We start from the raw sequence: 11,225 nt of genomic DNA, 5'->3' as shown, positions 1-11,225 counted from the left end.
GTCAGGCCTCCGCCAGTGCCGGGTGGCGCTCGATGCGAACCGGTGCGCCGCAGGTTTCAAGGAAAAAACGGATCATCAGATTCTGCGCCGAGAGCATCCGGTAATCCGCGCTTGCCCGCCAGTCCGACAGCGGCTGGAAGTCCTCGGCCAGGGCTGCCCGCGCGATCTGGATCGTGTCCCACGACCAGGGCTGGCCAATCAGTGCCGCTTCCGCGGTCGGCGCCCGCTTGGGCGTGCCGGCCATGCCGCCGAAGGCGAGCCGGGCTGAAACCACCAGCCCTTGCGCATCGGTTGTGACATGAAAGGCCGCACACAGGGCCGAAATGTCCTCGTCGCGGCGCTTTGAAATCTTGTAGACGGCAAAAAAGGCGTCCTCATCCAGTGCCGGAATGGCAATGCTTTCGACAAACTCGCCCTGCTGCCGGTCCTGCTTGCCATATTCGATGAAGAAGGCTTCGAGCGGCAGCGTGCGGCGGGCTTTGCCCTTGCGCAGGGTCACCGAGGCATCGAGCGCGATCAGCGGCGGCGGGGTGTCGCCGATCGGCGAGCCATTGGCGATATTGCCCCCGACGGTGCCCATGTTGCGCACTTGCTCGCCGCCGATCCGGTCCCAGATCTCGGCCATCTGCGGAAACGCTGCAATCAGTGCGCCGCGGGCTGCGGTGTAGGACACTCCGGCTCCCAGCGTCACGCCGGTTTCGTCAAACGATATCTGCTGCAGCCCTGCAAGATGGCCGATGAAGATCACCGGCGCGATCTCGCGCATGTGCTTGGTCACCCACAGCCCGACATCCGTCGACCCGGCCACGATCGTGGCATCCGGGTTGGCGTCGTAAATATCTGCCAGGTCGTCCACATCGGCGGGCAGAAACGTCGTTCCGCGCTCGCTGTCGATGGTGACGCGGGCGCCATCGGCGAAATCCGTAAGCGTTGCAATCGTCGTCGCATAGCCGGCGACCAGCCGGTCATTGTCTTCGGAGGGAATCGTTTTCGCCGCCGCAACCGCGGCTTTGACGATGGGTTCATAGCCGGTGCACCGGCACAGATTGCCCTGCAACGCCCGCTCGATGTCGGCTTCCGTCGGTTCAGGATCGGAAAGCCACAGGCCGTGCAGCGAAGCCACGATTCCGGGCGTGCAGAAACCGCATTGCGAGCCGTGATTGTCGACCATCGCCTGTTGCACGGCGCTGAGCGCGCCATCGGGGCGATTGAGGTGCTCAATGGTCACCACATGGGTGGCGTCAAGCGAGCCGACAAAGCGGATGCAGGCATTGATCGTCTCATAGGTCAGGATGCCGTTGTCGAGACGGCCGACCAGCACCGTACAGGCACCGCAATCGCCTTCGGCGCACCCTTCCTTCGTGCCGGTGAGGCGCTGATTGATCCGAAGCCAGTCGAGCAACGAAAGGTCCGGCGCAAAGCCTGAGAGCTCCACCGGGCGGTCGTTGAGCAGGAATCGGATGAATGTACGGTGGGACTGCGCCATGTCGCCTCTAAAAACTGGACCAATTGGACAAAACTTAGCCCACCGTGGCAGCAGGGGGAAGAGCGGTCCACACTTTCAGCTGTTTCAGGCAAAGCCGGTCAATCAGAAACCACAAGCGGATCCACGGGCGTTGAACTGTGCATGCGAAGAAACTGACCTTCCAGGTTGACAGTCGACTTTTTGCCCAGATCGTCGCGGTTGATCTTGAGCCAGGTGTCCGCAGCGCTGCGCCCGCGATCGCGCAAATCGGTCAGGAACGGCCAGCTCACGTCAAACTTCGACGACACCGGAAGCCCTTCCATGGCGGCGTCGGCGCGCACCGAATGGATCAGAATTTGCCGCAGCCGGTTCCTGTGCTCATCCTTGAGCCAATCCTGCTCGATCATCCGCGTGACAAAGTTGATCGCCCGCATTTCATCAACGAGGGAAGAGTTAAACGAGATTTCGTTGATCCGGTTCATGATGTCGGGCGCCGTCATCGGCACGTCCTGGCGCTCCATCGGATTGACGTGGACAATCATCACATCACGGCTTTCGCACTGATAGAAGAACGGATAGAGCACCGGATTGCCCATGTAGCCGCCATCCCAGTAGTGCTCGCCATCAATTTCCACGGCCTTGAACAAAAACGGCAGGCAGGCCGACGCCATCACGGCGTCGGCGCTGACTTCGCTGCCTTGGAACACGCGGACCCGGCCACTGCGCACATTGGTGGCGCTGACAAACAGCTTGGTGGCGCTGTGCGCGCGCAATCCCTCAAAGTCGACGCTGTCGGCCAGCAGGTCGTGAAGCGGGTTGATGTTGAAAGGATTGAGGTCGTAGGGCGAAAAGGTCCGCGTCATGGTGTCGAGCATGGCATGGGTTGCCGCCGCGAACATATCCATGCCGGGCAGGCCGGACTTGGGCATCGGTCCGAATGGCGACCAGCCGGAGCCGGAACGGCTCGATTTGTGCCAGAAATCCTCCAGCGCTGCCTGCCCACCCTTGTGGCCACCGTTCATCAGGCCATGCGCCAGCACCACCGCATTGACGGCGCCGGCGCTGGTGCCGGACAGGCCTTCGAACTCGATGTCGGGCTCATCGAGCAATCTGTCGATCACCCCCCAGGCAAAGGCGCCGTGCGAGCCTCCGCCCTGAAGCGCCAGGTTGATCGTGCTGAGGGAACTGCCTTTGGTCTTGGCCGTGGGTCTTTGCTCTTTGCTGCTCATTGGGCGGTCCAGCCGCCGTCCATCGGCAAGGCGGCTCCGGTGATCTGGGCAGCCTGGTCCGAGGCCAGATAGACAGCCAGCGCTGCAATCTGGCTCACCTGGACGAACTGCCTGGTCGGTTGTGCCTTGAGGATGACCTCGTTGATCACGTCCTCCTCGCTCATGTCGCGGGCCTTCGCCGTGTCGGCGATCTGGCCGGTGACAAGCGGGGTCTCGACATAGCCGGGGCAGATCGCGTTGGCGGTGATCCCGCATTCGGCGCCTTCCAGCGCCACGGTCTTGATCAGGCCCAGCATGCCATGCTTGGCGGCCACGTAGGCGCTTTTGTAGGGCGAAGCCACCAGCCCGTGGGCCGATGCGATCGAGATGATCCGGCCCCATTTCTGCTCTTTCAGGATCGGCATCGCCGCGCGGATGAGGTGAAATGCCGAACTCAGATTGATTGCGATGATCGCGTCCCATTTCTCGGGCGGGAAATCCTCGATTTTCTCGACGTGCTGAATGCCGGCATTGGCAACGAGCACATCGACGCTGCCGAATTTCGCCGCCGCGGTTGTGACAAGATCGGCAATCTCATCGGGCTTGAGCATGTTGGCGCCATGAAACAGCACATCGCCCGCGCCGAGGCCGGCCAGCCGGCTGCGGGTGGCTTCGATCTCGGCTGCGCTTCCCAAGCCGTTGAGAACGATATTGTGCCCGGCAGAAGCAAACGCTTCGGCGATTCCAAGACCGATGCCACTGGTGGAGCCGGTCACGATCACGGTTTTCATGGGAACGTCCTTTGGTTGATGTTGCAATGCAAAAAATAGCCGCAGGGGCAAAAAGTTCCAATCAATTTCTGGAGAGGAACACCAAATCGGCACGGCCCACGGACGGCCGTGCTTGCCAGTCCGGCATTTCCGGTTCATGCAGGATGATCTTTGACCAAGCCACGGCCAGTGTCCGCATGCCCGATTCCCCGCGCTTCCGAACCGATGCAAATCCCGGCGTCACGCCCGCATTGCCCGCCGCTCTGGCCGGCGCGCTGGCGATGGCGGTTGCGATGGGGCTCGGCCGGTTCTTCTATACTCCGGTGCTTCCGGCGATGATGGCTGGTCTGGGGCTTGGACCAACCGAGGCCGGATGGATCGCTTCGGCCAATTATGCCGGCTATCTGCTTGGCGCTGTGCTGGCGGCCTATGGCTGGGCGGAAGGCATCGAGCGCAAGGTGGCGCTGCTGGGGTTGCTGGCCACAGCTCTGCTGCTGCTGGCCATGGGGCTGGCGAGCAATGTCATTATGTTGGCGGCAATCCGCTTCCTTGCGGGCCTCGCCAGCGCTTTTGTGATGGTTTTCACCTCGGCCATCGTGCTGTCGCATGGTCTGGCGGCAGGCAAGCCCTGGGTCCAGTCTTCCCACTTCGGTGGTGTCGGTGTCGGCATCATCATCTCGGCCATCATGTTCGGGGCGATCATTCTGGCCGATGGTGGCTGGCGTGCGGCCTGGATCATGGCGGCGCTGCTGGCTTTCGCCAGCCTGTTCGTCATCCACCGCTCTCTGCCGCGCGACGTGGTGCGAATCGGGCCGGCCAAGAAGGAGCCGCCGCTGCTCTGGACACCGGCGCTTCTGGCATTGACCTTCGCCTATGGCGTTTTCGGCTTTGGTTACATCGTCACGGCGACCTTTCTCGTCGCTATAGTCCGCGATGGCGGCGGCACGTCGCTGTTTGAAGCCGGTGTCTGGCTGGTGGCGGGTCTGGCTGCCGCGCCCTCGGTTGCCGCTTGGTGGCCGGTTGTCCGCCGCATCGGCCTGAGCAATGTGTTTGCGGCCGGCTGCCTGGTCGAAGCGCTCGGTGTCGCGGCCAGCGTTCTGGTGCCCTTGCCCGCCGGCCCTGTCATCGGCGGGGTGCTGCTGGGTGCCACCTTCATCATGGTCACCGCCTTCGGGCTTCAGCTCGGTCGCCAGCTTGCCGGCGAAAGTCCGCGCCGCGCACTGGCTCTGATGACCGCAGCGTTCGGCACTGGCCAGATACTCGGGCCGGTCGTTGCCGGTTACCTTGCTGATTGGTCCGGCAGCTACACCTGGGCCAGCCTGGCCGCAGCCGCGGGCTTGCTGGTCTCGGGGGCTATTGTGCTGGTATTTGGCAAATCTACCGCCTGAGTCGCAGGTTTTCCACATGCAACAGCGAGCCTTTGAGCTGAAATGGCGCAGATGAGCCATTGATTGCTGGTCGGTCGCCACAACACCTTATCTTCTGGCTGTCCTAATGCTATTGAGGAGCCGATGCACCGGTCACGGTGGCATCAGCAAAAAAGGGGGAATGCATATGTCCGACAGTGAAACAACAATCCCGGAGCCGATTTCTGATTTTGAGGCCGGCCAGGACAACGTTCAAGTTCTGGGACTGGACGTCCACAATCCAGTGTTTTTTGTGTCCGCGGTCGTCATTGTGGCATTTGTGATTTTGACACTGATGTTCGGCGAGGCGTCCACGGCGTTCTTCGGCTGGCTTCGTCCGGCCCTGACCAACATGTTCGACTGGCCGTTGCTGATGGCCGGAAACATCTTCGTCCTGGTTAGTCTGGCACTTATCGTCACGCCGCTGGGCAACATTCGTCTGGGCGGCGTCGATGCCTCTCCGGACTACACCTATATGGGCTGGTTTGCGATGCTGTTCGCAGCCGGCATGGGCATCGGCCTGATGTTTTTCGGCGTCTCCGAGCCGCTTTCGCACTATGCCAGCTCATTTGGCGGCGTCGTGGTTGAGAATGGAGTCAGGACCGACTGGGCGCCGCTTGCCGGTGCGCTCGGTGATGCGGATGCATCCCGATCCAACGCCATGGCGGCGACAATTTTCCATTGGGGCCTTCATCCCTGGGCTATCTATGCCGTGGTCGCGCTGGCTCTGTCGTTCTTTTCCTACAATCGTGGATTGCCACTCACCCTGCGCTCAGCATTCTATCCGTTGCTCGGCGAACGTGTCTGGGGCTGGCCCGGTCACGTCATTGATACACTGGCCGTTTTCGCAACGCTGTTTGGTCTTGCCACGTCGCTCGGCTTCGGCGCCGAGCAGGCGATGGCCGGTCTCAATTTTCTTTTCGGGATCGAAATCACCGACACTGCCAAGATTATTCTGATTCTGGCGATCACCGCCGTGGCGCTGGTTTCCGTGGTGGCCGGTCTCGATGCCGGCGTCAAGCGGCTGTCGGAAATCAACATGGTGCTGGCCTTCATTCTGCTGGGCTTCATTCTGATCGCCGGTCCAAGCGTGTTCATCGTCACCGGGATACTTGAAAACACGGCCGCCTATGTCAGGGAAATCATCCCGCTGTCCAATCCGTTCGGGCGTGAAGATACCAACTTCATGCATGGCTGGACCGCCTTTTATTGGGCCTGGTGGATCTCCTGGTCGCCTTTTGTCGGCATGTTCATCGCCCGCGTGTCGCGCGGCCGCACTGTGCGCGAATTCATCACCTGCGTGATCCTGGTGCCAACGATTGTCTCCATCATCTGGATGTCGACCTTTGGTGGCGCAGCCATCGATCAGGTCATCAACCAGGGCAATGAAGTTGTTGCCAATTCCGATCAGGCAGTGATGCTTTTCGAGATGCTCAAAAGCTATCCGATGACGCAGATCGCGTCTTTCATCGGCATCGTGCTGGTGATCGTGTTCTTTGTCACCTCGTCGGATTCCGGTTCGCTGGTCATTGACACCATCACTGCCGGCGGCAAGGTCGACGCACCGGTGGCGCAACGTGTGTTCTGGGCAACGTTCGAAGGTCTTGTCGCCATCGTTCTGCTGATCGGCGGCGGTCTCGGCGCGCTGCAGGCGGCGGCCGTGGCGACGGGCGTTCCCTTCGCGGCCCTGCTGTTGCTGATGATATGGTCCACCTACAAGGGCCTGATGGAAGAGCACCGGATGCTCAAGGGCAAGTAAACCCGAGAGATCACGCTGGTATCTTTGGCCCGCTCCCGTCCAGCCGGGGGCGGGCCATTGTTTTTGCACAATGGTGTGAACGGGATGCGGTTCGGATTGCCGTATTTCTCGCGGTGCCCTACCTATTCGCCCTATTGCTGACGAATCATGGCCTGTCAGGCAGGCCCATACACAGGATCCACGCCCAGTGTTCGAATCATTCTTTCCGAAGCCGAAAATTTTCTTTCCGTCAGTTTTGATATGGGCCGGGCTGGGTATCTTGATCTGGTACACGATCGGTGATTCCGTCGGCGCAGCCCTGGGCTTTGACTTGCCGGCGGCCGAAGGCGAACCGATTGTCGGTCTGTATTATTTCTACACCCCGTCATTTCTCTGGTTCTATAGCTTCTACGCCGTCTGGTCGCTGATCTTCACGGCCTTCTGGTTCAGATTTTCACCCCATAAATGGCAGCTCTGGTCGATCCCCGGCTCGATCTTCATTCTCTTCAGCACCTATTTCGGCGTGCAGGTCTCGGTCGCCATCAACAATTGGCGCCGCCCGTTTTTCGACCAGTTCCAGCAGGCATTGACCGGGGACGGTACGGTGAGTTCGGCCGATCTCTATGGCCTGCTTCTGATCTTCGCCCAGATCGCCTTTGTCTCCCTCGGCGTCTATGTCATTACCCGCTTTTTCGTCAGTCATTATGTCTTCCGCTGGCGCACCGCGATGAATGATTTCTATATGGAACGCTGGACCCGTGTGCGCCACATCGAGGGGGCATCCCAGCGGGTGCAGGAAGACACCATGCGCTTCGCCTCGATCATGGAAGGTCTCGGCGTGGCCTTTGTCGATGCGCTGATGACGCTGGTGGCGTTCTTGCCGGTGCTGTGGGGATTGTCGCAATATGTGACGGAGCTGCCGCTGGTCGGCGAAATCCCGCACGCCCTGTTCACCGCATTGCTGTTCTGGGCGGCCTTCGGAACCGGGTTGCTGGCTATTGTCGGGATCAAGCTGCCGGGACTCGAGTTCAAGAACCAGCGCGTCGAGGCCGCCTACCGCAAGGAACTGGTCTATGGCGAAGACAATGCGGATCGCGCCCAGCCGGCCACCGTGGTCGAGCTGTTTGACAATGTCCGGAAGAATTATTTCCGGCTCTATTTCCACTATATGTATTTCAACATTGCGCGCAGCCTCTATTTCCAGGCCGACAATATCTATGTGAGTGTCCTTCTGGTGCCGACCATTGTTGCGGGCAAGATCACGCTCGGGATCTGGCAGCAGATCCTCACCGCTTTCGGTCAGGTGTCCAGCTCGTTCCAGTTTCTGGTCAGCTCCTGGACCACGATTGTCGAGCTGATCTCGATCTACAAACGTCTGCACGCCTTCGAAGCCGTGTTCAGGGGCCAGGATCTGTCGGATATCGAGAAGAACTATCTTTCGAGCCAGGGCAATGGTTTTGCCCAGTCGATGCCGAATCCTGCCCCCGGCCACGGCGGTCCCGACGCGGTGCAGACGCTGGAAGATCCGAAAAGATAGCAGCGCCGGGTTCAGCTCGCCGAATCGCCGGCGTTGTTCAGCCGGCGCAGGGCGTCCTGATAGGTCACGCAGGCAACCCCTGGACGCCCGCAGGTCTCCAGGGCGAAGCGCTCAAGCGCATTCCAGTAGGCGCCGCCATTCATCTCGACGAAGTGGAAGCCGAGCTGCAACGGCCGCCTCTTGCCGGTGTACTCGGCCTCGAACGCGGCTCTGAAGGCATCCATCGTCCGCGCCTCGAACTGCTTTGCGTGCGACGGGGTTTCAATGCCGGCCGAGTGCCGGACAAACAGATTGTAGTCCATTGCTATGAGAGGGCGGTCTCTGGGCCCCTCCGGGATCAGCGGCAGCGCGAAACGGGCGGTCGGCCGGCTGGTGTCCGGCATGGCGACGCCGTTGGAAACGCCGCTGGCGTCATAGGCGAGGCCATGCTCGGCCAGGGCCGCATACAGCCCGTCGCCGGTTGACAGATAGGGCGCGCGGAATCCCTTGATCCCGGACCTGGCAAACCGGGACCAGCCCGGCGGCTGCACGGCGCCATTGTTGCGCCACGCATCTGCAAGGGCGGCATCGAACTGGGCGAATTCGGACAGCCACTGGGATTTGCTCCAGGCCTTGCCATCGAAGTGTCCGCAACCGTGACTGGCGATCTCATGACCTGCCTGATAGGCCGACCAGATGTGGCCGAGACGGGTCTGTACATCGGCCTGATTGAGAGCAAACCCGACATTCGAGCGGCCCGGCGAATGCCCCGGCGCGGTGTAGTTTTTGCGGTCCGCCCTGGTCATCAGAAAGGTGCAGGAAAGAAAATAGGTAAGCCGCGCGCCGCTGCGCTCGGCCAAATCGAGGCTCCGCTGCCAAAGGGCGTTGTCATGAGCGCCATCAAAGGAAATCACCACCAGTTGTTCGGCACCGTCCGTGGCTGTTGCTGCCGGACTGGCTGCCAGGCCGGTCGCGGGTGTCAGCAGGACTGCGGCACACAAGAGCGAGGGTGTGGTGCGCCCGAAAAGGGCAGAGCGGTTCATCATGTCTGGCAACCCGGTTTTACGCTTGACTGAAAACAGATTGCGATCCTGTGCCCGTCAAATGCGGCACGGGTGTGAAGCATCTAATGCGGGTCGCGCAAAACTGTGCAGCGGTTTTGCGACAACGACATGCATAAACAAGGAGCCTAAAGGGCGTCACCCGGAACCGCTTTGATGCGACGCGTTTTAGGCAGACGCACAACGAACGCATTTTTCCGCCATCGGGTCGATCTCCAGCCGCTTGTCCGGTATCGCCTCGCCGCAGTCGGCACACCAGCCATATTCACCGTCGGCCAGCCGCCGTTCGGCCATCTCGATGCGAACCAGATCGCGTTTGCGGGCCCGTTCCTGCGCCTCGGCCATAGCCTGTTGTTGCATGGCGTCCATCCGCGACAGCCGGCCAACCGATTGCTGGTCAAGCGCCACCGGCGCACGCGCGGCTTCGCTCATCACCGACATGCGTTCAAGATCCAGCTTCTTTTCGCTCAGCCGTCGTCGTGCGGCGTCAAGATCGGGTTCCATCAAGCCATGATGACCGAGATCGAGCCCCAGTACAAATGCGCAAGCGGGTCGCTTCTCATCCGGGCGGGTCCGGGCTATGGTTGGCCAAACGCGCCGACGAGGTAAGCCCGGCGGCAACAGGGGAGACGAATGATGACCTGGCTTGTTGTGGGACTGGTGCTGTTTTTGGGCATTCACTCGGTTCGGATTGTGGCGCCGGAGTTCCGGGCCGCGCAGATTGACGCCCGGGGGCTGAACCTCTGGAAGGGCATCTATTCGCTGGTTGCCATCGTCGGATTCGTGATTCTGGTCTGGGGCTACGGCATGGCGCGGCAGGATCCGCTGGTGTTCTGGCTCGCGCCGTCCTGGATGAGCCATGTCGTGGCATTGCTGATGCTTCCGGCGATGATCCTTCTGGTGGCGTCGCAAGTGCCGCCCGGCCGTATCAAGGCTGCCGTCAAGCATCCGATGCTGCTCAGCGTGAAAATCTGGGCACTGGCCCATCTGCTGGTCAATGGCGATCTGGCGTCGATCGTGCTGTTTGGCGCATTGCTGGCCTGGGCCGTCGTTGACCGGATCTCGGAGAAAAAGCGGTTGCGGGCCGGAATCACCAGCAATCCCGTCGCCGGGCCGGTGAAATGGGATGTCATCGCGGTAGCGGGTGGTCTGATCCTCTATCTGCTGTTCATCACAGTGCTGCACAAATGGCTCATCGGGGTGCCGCCGATTCTCGGAATCTGAGCGGGTTGGCGGGGTGGCGCCGCGCTTTCCAAGCCGCCCCCCCTTACAGAAGCCGCAAAATCGGCTAGAAGGCCCCACACAACGCCGCTTGCGGCAAGAATTCGAGAGGGCCGGCTCCTGCCGGTGACGCCATGGCTGACGACAATTCAACATTCATCCGCGAGGTCAATGAAGACCTCCGTTCAGATTACATGAAGGCGTTGTGGAAGCGGTTTCGTTTCCTCATCCTCGCCGCTGCGGTCGGCATCGTGGCGGTCACGGCCGGTTTGCGCGGCTGGGAGTACTGGCAGGAAACCACCGCAGCCAGGTCTGGGGATGTTTTCCTTGCAGCCCTGGAGAAGGCCCGCGGCGGCAATGCCGATGCAGCGCTGGCTGAGTTTCAGGACCTGGAGAAGACCGGCTATGGTTCCTATCCGGTGCTGGCGCGCATGCGTGCCGCGACGGTCCAGGCCGACAAGGGGGATACCGCAGCGGCAATCTCGGTCTTTTCCACGATCGGCAAGGATGCGTCGCAGCCTGTCGCCCTTCGCGACGCGGCCCGTCTGCGTGCTGCCTACCTGCTGATCGACAACGGCACCTATGCCGAAGTGTCGGCGGAGGTCGAAGTGCTGGCGGTTCCGGGCAATCCGGCGCGCCATTCCGCGCGTGAAGCGCTGGGCATTTCCGCCTACAAGGCCGGCGAGCTCAAACAGGCTTCGCAGTGGTTTGGCGATATCGCCGCAGACAGTGAAACACCAAACGGCATCAAGGCACGTGCCGGCCTCATGCTCGACATGATCGCCGCAAAGGGCGGCGCATCCTGACCGCGCCGTTCACGTCGACCCTGACGACGCCTTC

At 61.2% G+C, this 11,225-nt stretch carries 10 protein-coding genes; 5 read left to right on the top strand and 5 right to left on the bottom strand.

Features of this window, described 5'->3' with window-relative positions; genetic code table 11:
• Window position 1: 1 nt before the first annotated feature.
• The 3 genes from xdhA to PZ897_RS00480 form a co-directional block, all read right to left on the bottom strand.
• A complete protein-coding gene (gene xdhA / locus PZ897_RS00490) occupies window positions 2-1,486 on the bottom strand; it encodes a xanthine dehydrogenase small subunit (RefSeq protein ID WP_275748908.1) in 1,485 nt (494 codons plus the stop codon).
• Window positions 1,487-1,584: 98 nt separating this feature from the next.
• Window positions 1,585-2,694 carry a patatin-like phospholipase family protein gene (locus PZ897_RS00485; RefSeq protein ID WP_275748906.1) on the bottom strand — a complete coding sequence of 370 codons (1,110 nt, stop codon included), beginning with the start codon at window positions 2,692-2,694 and terminating at the stop codon, window positions 1,585-1,587.
• Window positions 2,691-3,464 (bottom strand): 3-hydroxybutyrate dehydrogenase, encoded by a 774-nt coding sequence (locus PZ897_RS00480; RefSeq protein ID WP_275748905.1) that lies wholly within the window; start codon window positions 3,462-3,464, stop codon window positions 2,691-2,693. Before PZ897_RS00480 ends, PZ897_RS00485 begins: the two co-directional genes overlap by 4 nt.
• A gap of 143 nt (window positions 3,465-3,607) precedes the next feature.
• Here PZ897_RS00480 and PZ897_RS00475 point away from each other — a divergent pair, with 143 nt between their 5' ends.
• The 3 genes from PZ897_RS00475 (at window position 3,608) to sbmA (ending at window position 8,124) form a co-directional block, all read left to right on the top strand.
• Window positions 3,608-4,831, top strand: a complete 1,224-nt coding sequence (locus PZ897_RS00475; protein ID WP_275748903.1) for a YbfB/YjiJ family MFS transporter — start codon at window positions 3,608-3,610, stop codon at window positions 4,829-4,831.
• A 166-nt stretch (window positions 4,832-4,997) separates the two neighbouring features.
• The gene (locus tag PZ897_RS00470) at window positions 4,998-6,608 is read left to right on the top strand and encodes a BCCT family transporter (RefSeq protein ID WP_275748901.1); all 1,611 of its coding nucleotides are present in this window, start codon (window positions 4,998-5,000) and stop codon (window positions 6,606-6,608) included.
• Window positions 6,609-6,795: 187 nt separating this feature from the next.
• Entirely contained in the window at window positions 6,796-8,124 is a 1,329-nt protein-coding gene (gene sbmA, locus PZ897_RS00465) for a peptide antibiotic transporter SbmA (RefSeq protein WP_275748899.1), read from the top strand.
• A gap of 11 nt (window positions 8,125-8,135) precedes the next feature.
• On the opposite strand, the gene PZ897_RS00460 is transcribed toward sbmA, so the two are convergent.
• Both PZ897_RS00460 and PZ897_RS00455 read right to left on the bottom strand, forming a co-directional pair.
• The gene (locus PZ897_RS00460) at window positions 8,136-9,149 is read right to left on the bottom strand and encodes a polysaccharide deacetylase (RefSeq protein WP_275748897.1); all 1,014 of its coding nucleotides are present in this window, start codon (window positions 9,147-9,149) and stop codon (window positions 8,136-8,138) included.
• A gap of 183 nt (window positions 9,150-9,332) precedes the next feature.
• Window positions 9,333-9,668: a TraR/DksA C4-type zinc finger protein gene (locus PZ897_RS00455; RefSeq protein ID WP_275748896.1), complete on the bottom strand. Its 336-nt coding sequence runs from the start codon at window positions 9,666-9,668 to the stop codon at window positions 9,333-9,335.
• Between the two features lie 129 nt (window positions 9,669-9,797).
• Here PZ897_RS00455 and PZ897_RS00450 point away from each other — a divergent pair, with 129 nt between their 5' ends.
• Window positions 9,798-10,388, top strand: coding sequence for an NnrU family protein (locus PZ897_RS00450; RefSeq protein ID WP_343217431.1), 591 nt, complete (start codon window positions 9,798-9,800; stop codon window positions 10,386-10,388).
• Window positions 10,389-10,519: 131 nt separating this feature from the next.
• On the top strand, window positions 10,520-11,191 hold the full coding sequence (locus PZ897_RS00445; RefSeq protein WP_275748894.1) for a tetratricopeptide repeat protein: 672 nt from the start codon (window positions 10,520-10,522) through the stop codon (window positions 11,189-11,191).
• The last annotated feature ends 34 nt before the right edge of the window (window positions 11,192-11,225 follow it).

Source organism: Hoeflea sp. YIM 152468 (assembly GCF_029210485.1).
Lineage (GTDB): Bacteria > Pseudomonadota > Alphaproteobacteria > Rhizobiales > Rhizobiaceae > Hoeflea.
Note: the sequence above shows the minus strand (reverse complement) of the source record. Positions and strands in the feature narration are given on the sequence as shown.

Coding starts and splice junctions, on each gene's coding strand:
- xdhA (WP_275748908.1), bottom strand. CDS start 1,486: ATGGCGCAGTCCCACCGTACATTCATCCGATTCCTGCTCAACGACCGC.
- PZ897_RS00485 (WP_275748906.1), bottom strand. CDS start 2,694: ATGAGCAGCAAAGAGCAAAGACCCACGGCCAAGACCAAAGGCAGTTCC.
- PZ897_RS00480 (WP_275748905.1), bottom strand. CDS start 3,464: ATGAAAACCGTGATCGTGACCGGCTCCACCAGTGGCATCGGTCTTGGA.
- PZ897_RS00475 (WP_275748903.1), top strand. CDS start 3,608: ATGATCTTTGACCAAGCCACGGCCAGTGTCCGCATGCCCGATTCCCCG.
- PZ897_RS00470 (WP_275748901.1), top strand. CDS start 4,998: ATGTCCGACAGTGAAACAACAATCCCGGAGCCGATTTCTGATTTTGAG.
- PZ897_RS00460 (WP_275748897.1), bottom strand. CDS start 9,149: ATGATGAACCGCTCTGCCCTTTTCGGGCGCACCACACCCTCGCTCTTG.
- PZ897_RS00455 (WP_275748896.1), bottom strand. CDS start 9,668: ATGGAACCCGATCTTGACGCCGCACGACGACGGCTGAGCGAAAAGAAG.
- PZ897_RS00450 (WP_343217431.1), top strand. CDS start 9,798: ATGATGACCTGGCTTGTTGTGGGACTGGTGCTGTTTTTGGGCATTCAC.
- PZ897_RS00445 (WP_275748894.1), top strand. CDS start 10,520: ATGGCTGACGACAATTCAACATTCATCCGCGAGGTCAATGAAGACCTC.